Below are 17,242 nucleotides of genomic sequence, written 5' to 3'. Positions count from 1 at the left end.
ATGAACCGTAATCGTTCAATGGAGCTCTATATGAAGGAGCATCTGTCGCTGTATATATTTGTCGGGGTGATCTTTCTTACTGGTGTTGTTTTCGGAACCGTGATGGCGGGGGCGCTGTCTTTGGAGCAAAAGCAGGAGATTATGCGCTTCATCGGCAATTTTTTTTCATCGGTGGAGCAGGGGGCTTTGGCGGATGCCAGAACAACCTTCCTGCAGTCATTCGCTTTGCATATGAAGTGGATTTTAATCATATGGGTACTGGGTATGTCCGTCATTGGACTGCCATTAATCCTGATCCTTGATTTTTTAAAAGGAGTGCTGATCGGCTTTAGTGTCAGTTATCTGGTCGGTCAATTTGCCTGGAAGGGCCTTTTGTTCGCACTTGTGTCGATTGCACCACAAAATTTGATTGTCATTCCTGCTTTATGGGTGTGCAGCGTGACTGCGATTGCTTTCTCCATTCATTTGGTTAAAAATCGGTTGATGGTCCGAAACGGGATGTTTTATGAGCCTTTTATGCGTTATGCTGGAACTATTTTACTCTCAGGCTTGCTGCTGGCAGGTGTTGCAATGTTCGAAGCTAGCGTTTCACCGATTATGATGAAGTGGGTAACACCCATGCTGATTACGATGACTCCGTAAATGTTTGACTTTCCGGCATTCCTCCCCCTATAATATAAGATGAAGCCCAGCAGATTTCCCGGTCTATTTTGTTATGTATAACGGGATGCAATAGCTTATGTAGCAGGTTTTGTTGTCGCAAAACCCGTAGGGGGAGGAACATGGAAGCTCGCATCGAAAAAATTAAACAGCAGCTCCAATCACATGGCTATAAGCTAACTCCTCAACGAGAAGCTACGGTTCGTGTGTTGTTGGAAAATGAAGAGGATCATCTGAGTGCCGAGGATGTATTCATGCTCGTCAAAGACAAGGCGCCTGAAATCGGCCTTGCAACCGTATATCGTACACTTGAATTGTTGAGTGAACTTCATGTGGTTGAGAAAATGAATTTCGGTGACGGAGTAGCCCGTTACGATCTTCGTAATGAAAGTAATCGTCATCATCATCATCATTTAATTTGTGTGCAGTGTGGAACTGTGGATGAAATCATGGAGGATTGGCTAACTGAGCTGGAAGAGCGAGTGGAGAACGAGTATCGCTTTAAGGTCCTCGACCATCGATTGGATTTCCAAGGTATCTGCCATCGCTGCCTCGAGAAAAACAATTCATAATATCAAACAAAACCTTCTCAGCATTTTGCCTAACAGGCAGGAGCGAGAAGGTTTTTTGCCGCCTATAGGCGTTGATTTCGATTGCTTACATCTTGATTCCCAGTACGTGGTCCAATGGGATGAATCCAATACTGCGACTGTCTTTGCTGTTGTTGCGGTTATCACCCATGACAAACAGATGTTTGGCAGGAACAGTGATGGACTGCTCGGACGTATAGTTCATTTGCTCGTTCAGGTAGGGCTCGTCCAATGCGACACCATTGCGATATACCTTATGGTCTTTAAATTCAAGCACATCGCCCGGCTTGCCAATGACCCGTTTAATATAGAAGCTGCGGTCATTGTTACCTGTAAATAAAGTAATTAAGGGATGCTCGGCTAAATCATCAATCAGATTGCGGGTACGGTCCACACGGCTGTCAATAATGACGATATCCCCGTATTTGGGCTCTTGATGCAAGGTGTGCGAGATTTTGGAAACGAAGATGCGCTGCTCGTCATGAAGAGTTGGGTCCATGGAATGGCCAAGAACATTGGTCGGCTGAATAATAAAAACGCCAATTAGCATTGCACAACCAAAAGCGATTCCGATCGAACTCACCCAGCTGCGGAGCTCTGAAGTCATTTTTTTCATAAATAGAGCCAATCCCTTTCGTTGCTAGGATGAATATTAAAAGTATAACACGCTGGAGACTCCAATTTCAAAGATTGGCGAATACACTTAAAGTGAGATTAATTGACGGGCAAATAGGGGAAATTAGGGTGATTAAGATTAGATCAGCTGGCTGAACTTTTGAAAGGAGCTGGAACTCATGACAGGATATCAAAGCATCATAGGCATACCCAGGGAAATCAAAAATAACGAGAATCGTGTCGCATTAACACCGGGAGGCGCGGCTTATCTGCATGTGCAGGGTCATCGGGTGCTAATCGAATCAGGAGCTGGCGAGGGCAGCGGATTCACAGATCAGGACTATTTGAATGAAGGTGCTGAAGTACTGGGTCAAGCAGCCGATGTATGGGGCCAAGCGGACATGATAATGAAGGTCAAGGAACCATTGCCGGAAGAATACGGTTTCTTTAAAAAGGATTTGTTATTGTTTACCTATTTGCATTTGGCTGCGGAATCGAGGCTTGCTGATGCGCTTGTTAAGTCTCATGTTACCGGGGTTGCATATGAAACGATCCAAATGGCGAACGGAAGCTTGCCGCTGCTTACTCCGATGAGTGAGGTGGCAGGTAGAATGTCGGTTCAGATCGGAGCGCAGTTTTTGGAACGGTTAAATGGAGGAAGGGGCATCTTGCTAGGCGGAGTTCCAGGCGTGCCACCTGCCGATGTCATTATTTTGGGTGGAGGGGTTGTAGGGACCAATGCGGCCAAAATGGCGATGGGGCTTGGGGCGAATGTGCTCATTATCGACCGCAGTGCGGATCGGCTTCGCTATTTGGATGACGTGTTTCAAGGCAGGCTTCGCACGCTGATGTCCAGTCCTTATAATATTGCGAGTGCTGTAAAAAGAGCAGATTTGTTAATCGGCGCTGTGTTAATACCTGGCGCAAGAGCACCCAAGCTGGTTACCGAACAAATGGTTCAGCAAATGAAGCAGGGCTCGGTAATTGTCGATGTAGCTGTCGATCAAGGAGGAACCATAGAGACCATTGATCGGGTGTCCACGCATAGCGACCCTGTATATGTCAAGCATGGCGTGATCCATTATGCGGTAGCGAACATGCCTGGAGCCGTGCCGAGGACGTCGACAATGGCGCTGACGAATGTCACGCTGGCCTATGCGTCCGAGCTCGCAGGTAAGGGACTTGGTGAAGCAGTGCGTTTACATCCGGAGCTGCGGCCGGGTGTGAATACTTTCCAGGGGCATATTACACATGCTGCAGTTGCTGACGCTTTGGAGCTTCCATGGGTAGATCTGGATAGTTTGCTCCATGGTGATCAGGGACAAGGGAACATAAATGTGGACAGGAAGGCATAAGATGAGAGTGAGAAGGTTTGGTGAATGAGTGAATGAGTGAATGGTGAATAAGTGCAGCTGCGCGGCCGGAGTGCTCCTACGATCGCTGTTGTTTTCGAATTTCATGATTGTATAAATGATGTACAGGTTGAAATTCGAAAGCAAAGGCGAACGCTCCGCTTCTCCAGAACACACCGGCCACTCCGCTTTCCATTCACCGAACTTATAAGAGAGAGATAGATTGAAGGAGAAGTTTTGCTTCGCAAAACTTGGATAGTACTCAATTTTGCCTGCCAATCTCGGCTTACGCAAAGCAAACTCCCTTATGAAACTCCCAGGAGGTTATCCTATGATCATTTATGTTCGCGACTGGTTAAATCGGGGAAAGTATATTTTGTTTTTCTTGGTGTTGACATCAATTTTGTATCATATGATGCTGTTTGTGACAGAATGGATCAAGCCGGTGGAGAAGTATAAGGAGCCGATCGGTGGATCGGTGAAGGTATTTCAAAACCATACTAAGCTAACGGATCAGGCGCCCATGGGTGAGCGCTTGAAGCTGTTTTATTGGCTTGGGGAATAAGCTTTTGACAAGATAAGAAGGATTCTGCTCTTCCATGTTGAATTTGTTCTAGACAGTAAGATCTGTGGTATAGGGTTGACAATAGGAAGGGAATTTTGCATGAAAAACCAATTGCATGATTTTGTACATTTTTTGTCCGACGAGCGGGGACTGTCAGAGAATACATTGGAATCCTACAAAAGAGATATTTCCCAGTATCTCGATTATCTTGGCGACCAGGGATCTTTGACTTTGAAGGACACAAAAAAATTACATATTGCTAATTATTTGCTGCATTTAAAGCAGCTGGGACGAGCGACAGCTACGCAATCCCGAACTGTGGTGTCTATTCGCGCATTTTATCAATTTCTTGTGCGCGAGCGTATCATTGATCAGGATCCTACGATGCAGCTGGAAATTCCCAAGCTTGAGAAGCGTGCGCCGAATGTACTGACCATCGGGGAGATGGAATCGCTGCTGGACTCCCCACTGACGAATACGCCTAACGGGATGCGCGATAAAGCGATGCTGGAGCTGCTGTACGCAACCGGAATTCGGGTCTCAGAGCTGATTTCTCTGGATGTGGACAATGTCAATCTTGATGTGGGCTTTATCCGGTGCATCGGAAAAGGGTCTAAGGAGCGGATCATTCCTCTTGGAGGCATCGCGGCAGAATTCGTGGGTTCTTTTATCAAAATCATGAGACCTAAGATGCTTAAGCAGTCCAAGGACGAGCAAGCCTTGTTTGTCAGTCATCTGGGAACGAGAATTACACGTCAGGGCTTCTGGAAAATTATTAAGCGGTATGCGGCAGAAACTAACATCGTCAAAGAAATTACACCTCATACCTTGAGACATTCATTTGCGGTGCACTTATTGGAAAATGGAGCGGATCTGCGTTCTGTTCAAGAGATGCTGGGCCATGCAGATATATCGACAACCCAGATCTATATGCAGGTCAACCGTAATAAAATGAAGGAAGTATATGATCGTGCTCATCCGCGGGCCAAAAACAGGGAACAGATGCAATAATCTATAATAATGAAGCAGGCTGCCTATTCCATTAGGTGGCCTTTTGTGTAATCTTGACGGCAGTCTCGAAGGAAATGAGCGTATAACGTCGAATCATAAAGGATTGGGTAATGAACCTACATAATGAGAATGAGGTGATTTCAATGACAGAGCTGAACCCTGCATCGTTCAACAATATACAAGAAATCATTAATGAGCTGGGTAAGGAAAAAAATACAAAAATCAACATCGCTTTATTCGGTCAGCCAGGCTCCGGCAAATCATCCTTAATTAATGCGATAATCGGTGAGAATGTGGCCGAGGTATCCACCCGTACAGATACAACTACTGAAGAAGGAAGCGTCGTGTGGGGTGAGGATGATTCGCTGCTACTGACCGATCTTCCGGGCTTTGGAACGAGCCAGTTCCCGGCTAATGAATATTGGCAGCGATTTACGCTGGATAGATATGATCTGTTTATTTGTGTATTTTCGGGCAAATTTCATCAGGCTGATGACGAGCTGTTTAATAAAATTATAGAAAAAGGCAAGCCGTGTATTTTTGTGAGAAATTACTCGGATACGCTGTTTGATACGAAGAGAATTAAAACGAAGGATGATTTGAAAGCTGAAATTCGCGAAGCGGTGGCTCAGCGTTACGGAGTGGATACGAGGCTTATTTTTACAAGCTGTGTAACCGGTGAAGGGGTCGGGGAACTGATCGAGGAAATTGAGAATAGGCTATCCGCTTCCAAAAGAGCCAAATGGGAACGCAATGCAAAAGCGTACTCACTGGATTTTTTGAAGAAAAAAAAAGAAGCTTGTAAAAAATTCATATCCTTGACAGCCGCCGCAGCCGCTGCAAATGGACTGAACCCGATTCCGGGGCTAAATATAGCGATCGACATCGGCATTTTGCAAAAGATGTTTATGCAAATCAGAAAAAATTTCGACCTATCCGAGGATAAACTGAAGTCGAGGCTGCATTTATATCCACATCTTGCGAATGTAGCTAATAATATTCTCAAATCTGTATCGACCCAAGGGGTTATTCATTTATTGGAAAAGCAGGCGGGCCACGTAGCCGCACAGCAGCTGTCCAAATATATTCCATTTATCGGACAAGCTATCTCGGCTACGGCAGGTTTTGGCATCACGTATATGGCAGGCAAATCGTATCTGGACAACTGTTATGAAGTCGCGGAAGCTATGCTGAAGGAAGATTTGCATTATTCCATATCTGAATAAGTGCTTTGCAAACGACCCACCTTTTTGCGATAATAGCAAAAAGGTGGGATTTTCACTATTGGAGGTGGCTGGATTGAGTTTTCAGCGTATTTGCATCATCGTATTGGACAGTGTTGGTATAGGTGAGCTTCCGGATGCAGTGGCCTTTGGAGATGTGGGAGCCCATACATTAGGACATATTGCAGAACGTAATCAGGGCTTTAGTCTGCCTCACCTGGAGCAATTGGGACTTGGACGCATTGCGCCGATTCTAGGCATAGCCGCCGTAGATCAGCCCCTTGCTTACTTTGGCAAAATGGCTGAAGCTTCTGTTGGCAAGGATACAATGACAGGACATTGGGAAATAACAGGACTACGTGTGAGTATTCCGTTCAACGTATTCCCGGATGGGTTTCCTGCTGAATTACTTGAGCGCTTTGAACAAGAAACCGGACGCAAGGTGCTTGGCAATAAACCGGCTTCGGGTACAGAGATATTGGATGAGCTTGGGGAACTGCAAATGGCAACGGGAGATTGGATCGTCTACACATCTGCGGACAGTGTGTTTCAGCTTGCTGCGCATGAAGAGATCATTCCGCTTGACGAGCTGTATCGCGCGTGCGAGATTGCTCGCAGATTGACCTTGGAGGAGCCTTACGCAGTGGGACGTGTAATTGCGCGGCCCTACATCGGCAAGCCCGGAGCCTTCAAGCGGACACCAAATCGTCATGACTACGCGGTAAAGCCGCCACAGTCTACTGTGCTTAATTATTTGCAGGAGGCTGGTCTTGATTGTATCGCTGTTGGTAAAATCAATGACATCTTTTCCGGGGAAGGCATCACGCATTCTCGTCCGACCAAAAGCAATCTGGATGGTATACAAGCTACAATCGATCAGCTCAAACAGCCATTTCATGGCTTGCTGTTTACAAATCTGGTTGATTTTGATTCTCTATACGGTCATCGACGTGATCCTGTTGGTTATGCAGAAGCACTCCGTGAATTTGACGAATGGCTGCCACGCATAATGGAGCAGATCGGACCGGATGACCTGCTTGTTTTGACCGCTGATCATGGCAACGATCCGATTCATGCAGGAACAGATCATACGCGTGAATACGTTCCGCTGCTTGCTTACAGCCCGAGCTTTAAGCATGGTGGATCGCTTGGCATACGCCAAACCTTTGCCGATTTAGGAGCGATGGTAGCGGATAATTTTGGTACTGCATCGACCGGTAACGGAGTAAGCTTTTTAAAGGAATTCAAGAGGGACCAATAGTCTTTCTAATATACAGGCTGGACGTGCGAGAACAGTTTATTTTTAGAGGAGGTTAACGCCATGGGAGATCAAACATTGCTCAGCAGTATCAAGGAAGCTGCACGATATATTCGTGCCCAATACCCAACTGCTCCGCAAATCGGTCTGATCCTTGGATCAGGCTTGGGTGTGATCGCGGATTTGGTAGAGAATGCAACGGTAATTGCTTATCATGAGATTCCGCATTTTCCGGTTTCAACTGTGGAAGGGCATGCAGGTGAGCTGCTGCTCGGTACCATTCACGGTAAACACGTGCTCTTGATGAAGGGGCGTTTTCATCTGTATGAGGGCTACGGGGTAGAAGCGGTGTCATTCCCTGTGAGGGTGATGAAGGAGCTGGGGGTGCAAACCCTGATCGTGACAAACGCGGCAGGCGGGGTTAACACCTCGTATGAAGTCGGCGATCTGATGGTAACTAAGGATCACATCAACTTTACATTCCGCAATCCGCTCATTGGACCTAATTTCAATGAACTGGGAGTTCGTTTTCCCGATATGTCGGAGGCTTACAGCCGACGTCTTCGGCAAACAGCTCATGAGGTTGCCACAGAGCAGGGGCTGAAGCTGCCGGAAGGCGTGTATGCAGGATTAACCGGACCTACCTATGAAACCCCAGCAGAAATCCGTATGCTGCGCACGCTGGGGGCTGACGCGGTTGGCATGTCCACTGTAGCTGAGGTTATAGTAGCGCGACATGCCGGGATTGAAGTATTAGGTTTTTCCTGCATAAGCAATATGGCTGCTGGTATTCTTGATCAGCCTTTATCGCATCAGGAGGTCATGGAAACGACCGAGCGCGTCAAACCGAAGTTTCTGCAATTGATTCTTGGTATTGTTGCCAAGCTTGGCTAGCTATGAGTAACAGATAGATACAAGGAAAGGGATTGAAGGATTTGGAAACGAACTACTTACAACAAATACAAGAGGCAGCGGACTGGATTCGTAAACGTCTGGATGGTCTTGTCCCGCAAATCGGTCTCGTTCTGGGCTCGGGCTTGGGTGATATGGCTAATCAGGTCGAAGCACCTTTAACGATTGCCTACAATGAAATCCCACATTTTCCTGTATCCACGGTTGAAGGTCATGCCGGACAGTTTGTTATAGGTACATTAGAAGGCAAGCCGGTTATTGTGATGCAGGGACGTTTTCATTATTATGAGGGCTACTCAATGAAAAAAGTAGTTTTTCCTATCTACGTGATGAAGCAGCTGGGAATTCAATCGCTTGTCATTACGAATGCCGCAGGCGGCATGAACCGTGAATTTCAGGCGGGTGATCTGATGCTAATTTCCGACCATTTGAATATGACGGGAGATAATCCATTAATCGGGTTTAACCATCCGGAGCTGGGAGTTCGCTTTCCCGATATGTCAGAAGCCTATAACCGTGAGTACCGCGCTTTAGCTAAAGGAATAGCGGAGAGTATGCGCCAGGAGCAAAGCGCTATTCGATTGCAGGAAGGTGTCTACAGCGGAATTAGCGGTCCGAGTTACCTGCCGCCAGCAGAGCTGACCATGCTAGCCCGTTTGGGCGGTGATGCGGTTGGTATGTCCACGGTAGGTGAGGTGGCTGCTGCTCGTCACTGTGGTTTAAAGGTGCTTGGTATTTCCTGCATCACCGATATGGCGATTGGCGAGGAGCTTGAGCCCTTGACACATGAGCAGGTAGTAGCCGTGGCGAATCGGACGAAGCCGATGTTTATTGAGCTGGTGAGAAGGTTCGTTGCTCAGGTGAAAGTGTAGTGTAAGGTAGCAGTTTGTCATACAAAAATCCCGAACCACTGTTAGGTGGAACGGGATTTTTTGTGCTTGAAATTATAACTGGAACTAATGTTCGTTCATGAAGCGGCGATCATTGGGGGACAGATTATCGGGCTTCTGCTTCTTTAGCCCACTCCGCAAGCTTGCGGTCAGAGGGCAGGAAGATGGCAAGCAGTCCGAGAAGCGGTAGGAAGGCGCACAGCTTGATCACGTAGTCAATGCTTGTGGAATCGGCCAGCATACCAAGCAAAGCAGCGCCAAGACCTCCAGCTCCGAAGGCAAGGCCGAAGAAGAGGCCGGATACGGTTCCAATGTTGCCAGGAAGCAGCTCTTGGGCATACACAACGTTAACCGAACCGCTGGACATGATCGTAAAGCCGATAATGATGCAAAAAACGATACTGATTTGGAAATTAACGTATGGAAGCAGAAACGCAAATGGCAGTGCCCCGAGGATGGAAAACCAGATTACATTGCGACGTCCCCAACGATCGGATAAAGGACCGCCGAAAAAGGTCCCGGCCGCACCTGCAGCCAAAAAAGCAAACACACACCACTGCGCTTCCTGAACAGAAAGCTGAAAACGTTCGATGAGATAAAAGGAATAGAAGCTGGTGATTCCTGCCAGATAAGCCATTTTGGAGGTAAGAATCAGCACCAGGATGGAAATGGCCGTTGTCACTTTACCACGATTTGTAATGGCCCTTCCTTTAGAAGAATGATCCCGTTTTTTAACCGTGTTCACGCGCAGCTTGCTGCTGTACCACTTAGCTGTATATATTTGAATACCCAGAGCAAGTGCTGCTAGCAAGGTGAACCAGATTATCCCAAACTGGCCGAGAGGTACGAAGATAAGTGCGGTCATAATCGGTGCCAGTGCTTGCCCCGCATTGCCCCCTACCTGAAAAATACTTTGAGCCAACCCTCTTCTTGCGCCTGCTGCCAAATAAGCAACCTTGGCTGATTCTGGATGAAATATGGATGATCCGATGCCGACGAGGATGGCTGAGAGCAGCATGGTCCAGAATCCGAACGCAAAGGCCATCCCGATGACTCCGATTAAGGTGGCCACAACGCCAAGCGGCAGTAGATATGGCTGTGGTTTCCTGTCGCTGTATAAGCCGACAGCTGGCTGAAGAACAGATGCCGTTAAATTTAAAGCAAAAGCGATCAGGCCAAGCTGTGAGTATGACAGTGACAACGATTCCTTGATAATCGGAAATATAGCGGGAACGATAGATTGGATGGTGTCATTTAACAAATGAACCATACTGACTGCGAGCAAAATACCAAACACCGTTTTATTCGTATTCACCTGCATGGGCAGCCCTCCTTATGATAATTAATTTTGGAAATTATAGCATAAGATAAGATGCATATGTTTATAAATTTGTAAGAAACCCAAATAAGTTGCCTGGGAGTCATATAGTCCGCGAAGTATTTTATAAAATAATTTTGATTTATATGTATTAGTACCTACAATCGTGCTATAATTGGTGCAAAGGAACTACATCATTTTGGGGTAGGAAGTGACAATCATGAGTATTCTGATGGTAGCCAATTGTCCCGGTTGCGGTAAAGTATTTCAAAAAAACCTGCGTAATCTGTGTCAGGAATGCGTAAGTAAGCTCCAGAATGAATTCGACGCCTGTGATCGTTATCTGCGCAGTAACCGTAAAGCCACTACGGAGCAGCTGAGTGAGGCAGTTGGAGTTTCTGTTAAACAAATCATAATATGGATTAAGGACAAGCGCTTGCCTGTTACTGATTATCCTAACTTAACATACCCTTGCAATAGCTGCAGAGAACCGATTAGACAACAAGAGATGTGCTATCCCTGCCGCAGTCGTTTAACCAAGGATATTCGTGAAATGCAGGAAAAGGAAGCGAGCAGGGGCCATCAGGGCTTTGGTTTCAGAAGTCGTGTAGGTGGTCGATTCTAGATAGGCTAGTTAAACTTTCGCCAACAGGTGAAGGTTTTTTTGTTTTTTTGCGTAAATATGATAGAATGTCAAAGGTAGCTGTGAACGGATTGCAAATTGTCACAAACTTTTCACCGGAACCACCTAAAAGGGAATAGGTAAAGCTGGGTTCATTAGGTACAATGATAGTATACGAATTTGAAGAAGGATTTTTTACGCAAAACATTTAGGGGGATTTATTGATGACAAAGTGGATTATGTTTAGCTGTATTATTGTTGCCTGTTTGCTTGGAGCGGGTGTGCTGTTCCAGCAGATCTCGGTACGTCAGTCAGAAATGGCTTCACAAGCTCATGCCGGACCACAATTGAAATTCATTGCATCGAACTTTCAATTTGACCAGGCTGAATATAAAGTGAAAGCTGGCGAAAAAGTTACGGTTTCCCTTTTGAACAAAGAAGGTTTGCATGCGATGGAAATCGTAGGTCTGAACGTGAAATTGGACGGTACAACCAAATCGGCTGAGGTTACCTTTGACAAACCGGGCACATATGAGGTGCATTGCATTCTGCCTTGCGGTACCGGACATGCGAACATGAAATCAACATTAATTGTGTCATAGGATTAGTAAAAGAAGCCGTCAAGGCTTCTTTTTTTCTAAGAAAAATAGTATCTTTACCTATATGCTGGTTGCGAGAGGCGGGTAATTATGAGTTTAATCACAACATTCAAAAAACATTTGGTGCTTCGAATTGTAGCTGCGATTACGATTGTCATTGTTTTGCTGTCGAGCGGATACATTTTATTGCAAATTCTCAACACAAAGAGCGCAGCTCAGGGGGTTATTACCGATAATGGCATGAGAACAGCTTACAGCTATGCAGCTCAGCTGGATACCCAACAATATGCGGATTTTCTGGCGAACCCGCAAGAAAATGAGCTTTACTGGAAGCTGCGAGCAGATTTAGACCGTTTCCGAACTCAGATTGGAGCCATGTATGTGTATTTTGTCAGAATTGATGAGCAGCAGAAGCCGTTAATCATGATTGATGGCCAGCCGCGAAGCTCGCAAACCGCATCACCGATTAATGAAGTCACCGATATTCCCAAGGATGCAGTTGCATTGCTGTTGAAGGGAGAGAATGCGAGCTCGGATTTAATTGAGGATGCCAAATATGGTAAATACATATCTGCCTATGCACCGGTAAGGGATGCTAGTGGTAAGTTAGTCGGGGTATTGGGTATAGATACGGCAGCCACTGTAGTCGATAGTATTACGATGAACGTACTGGAGAAAAGCATTTATTTTTACATACTCATGCTGCTCGTGACACTGGTCAGTCTAGGATTCATAGTTTGGTTTGTCGTTCGCGCATTGCGTCCACTAAAAGTAATAACGTCTAGTGCCGAAAGCATGGCTACAGGTGATTTGGCTCAGGCCAAGGTGATTTTATCATCAAATCCTGTCAAATCCGAAGACGAAATCGGAACAGCTTACCAAGCGATGGTTATGATGTCCGGTAATTTGAATGAAATTATACGTACGATTGTGTCCCGAATCGCTCAAACGTCCAACCAAATGGTTACCTCATCGGCAAGGTTTAACGAGGACGCGGTCGTTATGCTGGACATGAATGTCATTATCAGAGAAACGATACAGCAAATTATGGAGGGTGCCCGCTCTCAAAAGCTGAGTGCGGATGACAGCGCTCAGGCGATGGAGGAAATTGCAGTTGGCATCCAGCGTATTGCGGAATCGTCGATGACGGTATCTGATGCATCAGTGATTGCGCTTGAGGTAGCAGCAGCCGGTAAGGAAACGAGTTTTAAGATGAAGCATCAAATTGATAGCATTTATTCCAAGGCAGAAGAAGCGGTTGCCAGGGTGGCTGTTCTCAAGCAATATTCGGCGAAAATCGAGGATGTATTAAGCGCTATCACTGAGTTTTCGAGTCAAACGAAGCTGCTTGCCTTGAATGCTTCCATAGAGGCTGCCCGTGCGGGTGAGCATGGGAGCGGGTTCGCGGTTGTAGCTGGAGAAGTACGGAAGCTTGCTGAAGCATCCTCCGCGTCCGTACAATCCATTGCGTCCCTGCTGCACAATATTGAGCAGGAATCTCAACGTATTAGCGACAAAATGGATGATGCTGCGAATGAAATCAAGCAAGGAGTAGCTTTGTCCGAGGACGCCGAACAGTCTTTCGAACGCGTTGTGGAAGTGTTCCGTATGGTCACGATGCAAATTCAGGAGGTATCGGCCGCTGCGCAGCAGATGTCGGCTGGATCCGAGGAGGTTGCGGCATCTGTCAACGGTATTGCCTATATTGCCAAGGAGGTATCCGAGCAGACCGATCACATTCATGATTTGACAAATCAACAGCTTGATAAAATGCGTCACGTTGCGGATGCTTCTTCCGTATTGAGCGTGATGACTCATGATATGATCCAGGCTGTACAGCAGGTTAAAGTGTAGCAGTTATACAGGGTAAAACTAGGAGTCTGTCCCTATCTATGATAAAATCTAACCATCCATTCATAAAATAGCGATGAGGTGGCTGGCGATGAGAACGGTTGAACTGATTCAAAAAAAACGTGATGCTGAGCAGTTAACGACAGCGGAAATCGATTATATGATTCATGGCTACACAAAGGGGGACATTCCCGATTACCAGATGTCGGCTTGGGCGATGGCTATCTATTTTAACGGTATGACAGCCAAAGAAACAGCAGATATGACGCTGGCAATGGCACGATCCGGTGATCAGGCAGAGCTTGGCTCCATTCCTGGAGTCAAGGTGGATAAGCACAGTACAGGTGGTGTTGGCGATACGACGACATTGATTCTGGCTCCTCTGGTCGCAGCGGCAGGTGTGCCGGTAGCCAAGATGTCAGGACGCGGGCTTGGTCATACAGGGGGTACAATTGACAAGCTGGAAGCTATTGAAGGCTTTAAGGTAGAACTGGGAAAGGACCAGTTTTTGCAGCAGGTAACCGATATCGGAGTTGCGGTGATCGGTCAATCCGGCAATATGACACCCGCGGACAAAAAGTTGTATGGCCTACGTGACGTTACAGCTACGATTGAATCGATTCCTTTAATTGCAAGCTCGATCATGAGCAAGAAAATTGCTTCGGGCGCAGATGCGATTGTGCTGGATGTCAAAACCGGCAATGGTGCCTTTATGAAGTCATTGGAGGCTTCGATTAAGCTGGCTCAGGCTATGGTAGAAATCGGTGAAGAGGTCGGCAGAGAAACCGTAGCCGTAATTACCAATATGGATGAACCGTTGGGTGAAGCGATCGGCAACGCGCTGGAGGTTCGTGAGGCTATAGAAACGCTGCAGGGCCGAGGCCCTGCTGATTTGACCGAGCTTTGTATCGTACTGGCGGCGCACATGGTCGTGCTGGGAGGCAAAGCAGCAACTTACGAGGAAGCCAAGGCCAAGGTGACCGAACTGCTGCACAATGGGTCCGCATTAGCCAAGCTGAAGCAGCTTGTAGGCGCTCAGGGCGGGAATGAGGCGATCATCGATAATCCGGAGCTATTAGTATCTGCGCCCTATCAGGTGCCTGTCATGGCTGCTGAGGATGGGACTGTCTCGCACATAGATGCTGAGGCGCTGGGTGTTACTGCTATGCTGCTCGGAGCCGGTAGAGCGACCAAAGAGGACCAGATCGATCTTGCAGTCGGTATGGTGCTCCATAAAAAGGTTGGCGACTCCGTTAAGGCTGGCGAGACATTAGCAGAGCTGTATATGAATAACAATGAGTCGATGTTTACAGAGGATATGACCCAACGTACGCGCTCCGCGTTTACCCTGGTTGCAGGCAGTGCTGCCAGATCTCCGCTGATTTATGCGATCGTTACCAAGAACGGTGTTGAGATGATTCAACATTCATGATTTTGTAGCAACCATAGATCGAATTGAGCACCCTTTTCTTCAATGAAAAAGGGTGTTCTTTGTGCATGCTGCAAGTGGGAAAGCATCCTATTTACATTTTCCAGCGTTTGGAATATTTAATTGTAAATTCGTCAACAATAAATAGAAGTAGTTTAACCTTTAGGATGGAGGGATACAGAAGGTATGTTTACGAAAACAATCAAGCTGTTGCTATGCATTCATTTACTTGTGGCTTGTAGTTTACCCATTGCTTGGGCTGAAGAAAAGCAGCAGCCTAATCAGACAGTGGATTTGGCTCCGAACGCATCTTCAGCAGTTACGATGGATGTGGACACAGGTACCGTCATATTTGAAAAAAACAAGGATGCAAAGCTGCCGCCAGCGAGTATTACCAAAATCATGACGATGCTGCTCGTAATGGAGGCCTTGGATCAAGGTAAGATCAAGATGACGGACAAGGTCCGTACGAGCGAATATGCGGCTTCGATGGGAGGCTCACAAATCTTTCTGGAGCCGGGTGAGGAAATGACGGTTCAGGATATGATGAAGGGAATCGCAATGGCGTCAGGCAATGATGCCTCCGTGGCCATGGCAGAGAAGCTAGCAGGCTCAGAGCAAGCCTTTGTGCAAATGATGAATGAACGCGCAGGCCAGCTGGGGATGAAAAACACTCATTTTGTCAACTGCAACGGCCTTCCTGCAGATAACCATTACTCCTCTGCGAATGATATTGCTTTGATGTCTCGCGAACTGTTGAAGCATGAGGAAATCACACAATTTACCGGAACGTACCAGGACTATTTGCGCAAGGATACGCCGAAGCCCTTTTGGCTTGTGAATACGAATAAACTGGTCCGTTTTTACAGCGGAGCTGATGGCTTGAAGACGGGTTACACAAGCGAAGCCAAGTTTTGTTTGTCTGCAACTGCCAAAAGAGATAATTTTAGAATCATTACGGTCGTAATGGGTGAACCCAACACGAAAACACGTAATGCCGAAGTATCGAATTTGTTTGACTATGCATTTTCACAATATATGAGCTACCCGATTTACAAAACCGGTGATCCTATAGGAGAACTTAAGATTAGCAAAGGTGTGCAATCAGTCGTTCCGCTGACGGCCAAGCATTCCTACAGTATGCTGTTGAAAAAGGGTGAAGCCGGAAATGACATTCGTCATGAGGTACAGCTGCTGCCGGATTTAAAGGCACCCGTCGCGATAGGTCAGCCAATAGGTAAAATCGTTGTGTATAAGGGGGATCGGGTGCTCTCCGAATTTCCACTGGAGTCATCCATTGAAGTCGGCAAGGCCGGCTGGTGGGTGTTGGTGAAACGGAGTGCCAAACAATTGTTTTTTATAGACTAATGAAGTAGCAATATTGTTGACTAATGAACGACCAACTGCTCTTTACGCTGTCTGCTTCCTGATCATGTCGCATTTCTTTGCTTTCTGGCACATTTCTTCTAGTTTTGTCGGGTGGCAGGAAAAGGGAATTCCTGTGTAGAAATGGTGTGCATGAAAGGGAAGGAGTGAGCAGCGTGAGTCTGCATATTGAAATCGAGCACCACCATACAGCACTCATTGTCAGGTTGAAGGGTGAACTGGACCATCACACGGCCGAGACGGTTAAGTTGCGTATGGAAGAGGCTCTGAATAAGAGTAATGTTAACCATATGATTCTGAGCTTTAAGGAATTGTCCTTCATGGACAGCTCTGGTCTTGGGGTCATTCTGGGACGCTATAAGCAGATTAAGGCCAGGGATGGCAGGCTGGTTGTGTGCGATCTGAACCCGGCTGTACATCGCTTGCTGGAGATGTCAGGGCTGTTCAAAATCGTCTCCACTTATGATAACGAAAAACAGGCTCTTGGCAGTTTGGAGGCCGTATCATGAGTGAACGAAATTTTATGACCCTGCAGTTTGCCAGTCGATCTGAAAATGAATCCTTTGCCCGGGTGACAGTTGCGGCTTTTGTAACACAGCTTGATCCCACTCTGGAGGAATTAACGGATATGAAAACCGTCGTGTCGGAGGCGGTTACCAATGCGATTATTCATGGTTACGACAATCATCCAGACTGTGTAGTTACGATTGAAGCCGAAATCGAGGATGATACGTTATATTTAACGATTGAGGATCAAGGTGCAGGCATTGCTGATTTGGAACAGGCCAAGCAGCCATTGTATACGACCAAGCCGGAGCTTGAACGCTCGGGAATGGGCTTTACGATCATGGAAAATTTTATGGACGAGATCGAAGTGACAACAGCCATCGGCGTCGGTACAAAAATCAAAATGAAAAAGCGAATTGAATCTAAAAAAGCTTTGTTCAATTAGGGGTCGATT

At 46.6% G+C, this 17,242-nt stretch carries 18 protein-coding genes; 16 read left to right on the top strand and 2 right to left on the bottom strand.

Annotation, left to right across the window (positions count from 1 at the left end; translation table 11 throughout):
• Both spoIIM and fur read left to right on the top strand, forming a co-directional pair.
• Nucleotides 1-642 carry a stage II sporulation protein M gene (gene spoIIM / locus LRL21_RS01375; RefSeq protein ID WP_240413955.1) on the top strand — a complete coding sequence of 214 codons (642 nt, stop codon included), beginning with the start codon at nt 1-3 and terminating at the stop codon, nt 640-642.
• 140 nt (nt 643-782) lie between these two features.
• Nucleotides 783-1,232 carry a ferric iron uptake transcriptional regulator gene (gene fur, locus LRL21_RS01370; RefSeq protein WP_240413954.1) on the top strand — a complete coding sequence of 150 codons (450 nt, stop codon included), beginning with the start codon at nt 783-785 and terminating at the stop codon, nt 1,230-1,232.
• Nucleotides 1,233-1,317: 85 nt separating this feature from the next.
• Here the strand turns inward: fur and lepB are convergent, their stop codons facing one another.
• The gene (gene lepB / locus LRL21_RS01365) at nt 1,318-1,857 is read right to left on the bottom strand and encodes a signal peptidase I (RefSeq protein ID WP_240414194.1); all 540 of its coding nucleotides are present in this window, start codon (nt 1,855-1,857) and stop codon (nt 1,318-1,320) included.
• Between the two features lie 187 nt (nt 1,858-2,044).
• Here lepB and ald point away from each other — a divergent pair, with 187 nt between their 5' ends.
• The 7 genes from ald (at nt 2,045) to LRL21_RS01330 (ending at nt 9,058) form a co-directional block, all read left to right on the top strand.
• Nucleotides 2,045-3,220: an alanine dehydrogenase gene (gene ald, locus LRL21_RS01360; protein ID WP_240413953.1), complete on the top strand. Its 1,176-nt coding sequence runs from the start codon at nt 2,045-2,047 to the stop codon at nt 3,218-3,220.
• Between the two features lie 328 nt (nt 3,221-3,548).
• Nucleotides 3,549-3,782: a DUF4227 family protein gene (locus LRL21_RS01355; RefSeq protein WP_240413952.1), complete on the top strand. Its 234-nt coding sequence runs from the start codon at nt 3,549-3,551 to the stop codon at nt 3,780-3,782.
• A 99-nt stretch (nt 3,783-3,881) separates the two neighbouring features.
• Complete coding sequence (xerD, locus tag LRL21_RS01350) at nt 3,882-4,793, top strand: site-specific tyrosine recombinase XerD (protein ID WP_240413951.1); 912 nt, start codon at nt 3,882-3,884, stop codon at nt 4,791-4,793.
• 143 nt (nt 4,794-4,936) lie between these two features.
• Nucleotides 4,937-6,019: a GTPase domain-containing protein gene (locus LRL21_RS01345; protein ID WP_240413950.1), complete on the top strand. Its 1,083-nt coding sequence runs from the start codon at nt 4,937-4,939 to the stop codon at nt 6,017-6,019.
• A gap of 73 nt (nt 6,020-6,092) precedes the next feature.
• The gene (gene deoB, locus LRL21_RS01340; RefSeq protein WP_240413949.1) at nt 6,093-7,277 is read left to right on the top strand and encodes a phosphopentomutase; all 1,185 of its coding nucleotides are present in this window, start codon (nt 6,093-6,095) and stop codon (nt 7,275-7,277) included.
• 60 nt (nt 7,278-7,337) lie between these two features.
• Entirely contained in the window at nt 7,338-8,168 is an 831-nt protein-coding gene (locus tag LRL21_RS01335) for a purine-nucleoside phosphorylase (RefSeq protein ID WP_240413948.1), read from the top strand.
• A 41-nt stretch (nt 8,169-8,209) separates the two neighbouring features.
• On the top strand, nt 8,210-9,058 hold the full coding sequence (locus LRL21_RS01330) for a purine-nucleoside phosphorylase (protein ID WP_240414193.1): 849 nt from the start codon (nt 8,210-8,212) through the stop codon (nt 9,056-9,058).
• A gap of 124 nt (nt 9,059-9,182) precedes the next feature.
• Here the strand turns inward: LRL21_RS01330 and LRL21_RS01325 are convergent, their stop codons facing one another.
• Nucleotides 9,183-10,397, bottom strand: a complete 1,215-nt coding sequence (locus LRL21_RS01325; protein WP_240413947.1) for an MFS transporter — start codon at nt 10,395-10,397, stop codon at nt 9,183-9,185.
• A 217-nt stretch (nt 10,398-10,614) separates the two neighbouring features.
• Here LRL21_RS01325 and LRL21_RS01320 point away from each other — a divergent pair, with 217 nt between their 5' ends.
• The 7 genes from LRL21_RS01320 to spoIIAB all read left to right on the top strand — a co-directional run bounded on the left by LRL21_RS01320 (nt 10,615) and on the right by spoIIAB (nt 17,233).
• Nucleotides 10,615-11,019, top strand: coding sequence for a flagellar protein (locus LRL21_RS01320; protein WP_240413946.1), 405 nt, complete (start codon nt 10,615-10,617; stop codon nt 11,017-11,019).
• Nucleotides 11,020-11,240: 221 nt separating this feature from the next.
• On the top strand, nt 11,241-11,618 hold the full coding sequence (locus LRL21_RS01315) for a cupredoxin domain-containing protein (protein ID WP_240413945.1): 378 nt from the start codon (nt 11,241-11,243) through the stop codon (nt 11,616-11,618).
• Between the two features lie 87 nt (nt 11,619-11,705).
• Complete coding sequence (locus tag LRL21_RS01310; protein WP_240413944.1) at nt 11,706-13,469, top strand: methyl-accepting chemotaxis protein; 1,764 nt, start codon at nt 11,706-11,708, stop codon at nt 13,467-13,469.
• Nucleotides 13,470-13,557: 88 nt separating this feature from the next.
• A complete protein-coding gene (locus LRL21_RS01305; RefSeq protein WP_240413943.1) occupies nt 13,558-14,898 on the top strand; it encodes a pyrimidine-nucleoside phosphorylase in 1,341 nt (446 codons plus the stop codon).
• Between the two features lie 183 nt (nt 14,899-15,081).
• Nucleotides 15,082-16,263 carry a D-alanyl-D-alanine carboxypeptidase family protein gene (locus LRL21_RS01300; RefSeq protein WP_240413942.1) on the top strand — a complete coding sequence of 394 codons (1,182 nt, stop codon included), beginning with the start codon at nt 15,082-15,084 and terminating at the stop codon, nt 16,261-16,263.
• A 173-nt stretch (nt 16,264-16,436) separates the two neighbouring features.
• A complete protein-coding gene (spoIIAA, locus tag LRL21_RS01295; protein ID WP_240413941.1) occupies nt 16,437-16,790 on the top strand; it encodes an anti-sigma F factor antagonist in 354 nt (117 codons plus the stop codon).
• The gene (gene spoIIAB / locus LRL21_RS01290; RefSeq protein ID WP_076227766.1) at nt 16,787-17,233 is read left to right on the top strand and encodes an anti-sigma F factor; all 447 of its coding nucleotides are present in this window, start codon (nt 16,787-16,789) and stop codon (nt 17,231-17,233) included. Before spoIIAA ends, spoIIAB begins: the two co-directional genes overlap by 4 nt.
• The last annotated feature ends 9 nt before the right edge of the window (nt 17,234-17,242 follow it).

This window comes from Paenibacillus periandrae, from assembly GCF_022458865.1.
Taxonomy (GTDB): Bacteria; Bacillota; Bacilli; order Paenibacillales; family NBRC-103111; genus Paenibacillus_S; species Paenibacillus_S periandrae.
The sequence above is the reverse complement of the archived record's forward strand: the minus strand, read 5'-3'. Positions and strand labels throughout refer to the sequence as shown.

Coding starts and splice junctions, on each gene's coding strand:
- spoIIM (WP_240413955.1), top strand. CDS start 1: ATGAACCGTAATCGTTCAATGGAGCTCTATATGAAGGAGCATCTGTCG.
- fur (WP_240413954.1), top strand. CDS start 783: ATGGAAGCTCGCATCGAAAAAATTAAACAGCAGCTCCAATCACATGGC.
- lepB (WP_240414194.1), bottom strand. CDS start 1,857: ATGACTTCAGAGCTCCGCAGCTGGGTGAGTTCGATCGGAATCGCTTTT.
- ald (WP_240413953.1), top strand. CDS start 2,045: ATGACAGGATATCAAAGCATCATAGGCATACCCAGGGAAATCAAAAAT.
- LRL21_RS01355 (WP_240413952.1), top strand. CDS start 3,549: ATGATCATTTATGTTCGCGACTGGTTAAATCGGGGAAAGTATATTTTG.
- xerD (WP_240413951.1), top strand. CDS start 3,882: ATGAAAAACCAATTGCATGATTTTGTACATTTTTTGTCCGACGAGCGG.
- LRL21_RS01345 (WP_240413950.1), top strand. CDS start 4,937: ATGACAGAGCTGAACCCTGCATCGTTCAACAATATACAAGAAATCATT.
- LRL21_RS01335 (WP_240413948.1), top strand. CDS start 7,338: ATGGGAGATCAAACATTGCTCAGCAGTATCAAGGAAGCTGCACGATAT.
- LRL21_RS01325 (WP_240413947.1), bottom strand. CDS start 10,397: ATGCAGGTGAATACGAATAAAACGGTGTTTGGTATTTTGCTCGCAGTC.
- LRL21_RS01320 (WP_240413946.1), top strand. CDS start 10,615: ATGAGTATTCTGATGGTAGCCAATTGTCCCGGTTGCGGTAAAGTATTT.
- LRL21_RS01315 (WP_240413945.1), top strand. CDS start 11,241: ATGACAAAGTGGATTATGTTTAGCTGTATTATTGTTGCCTGTTTGCTT.
- LRL21_RS01310 (WP_240413944.1), top strand. CDS start 11,706: ATGAGTTTAATCACAACATTCAAAAAACATTTGGTGCTTCGAATTGTA.
- LRL21_RS01305 (WP_240413943.1), top strand. CDS start 13,558: ATGAGAACGGTTGAACTGATTCAAAAAAAACGTGATGCTGAGCAGTTA.
- LRL21_RS01300 (WP_240413942.1), top strand. CDS start 15,082: ATGTTTACGAAAACAATCAAGCTGTTGCTATGCATTCATTTACTTGTG.
- spoIIAB (WP_076227766.1), top strand. CDS start 16,787: ATGAGTGAACGAAATTTTATGACCCTGCAGTTTGCCAGTCGATCTGAA.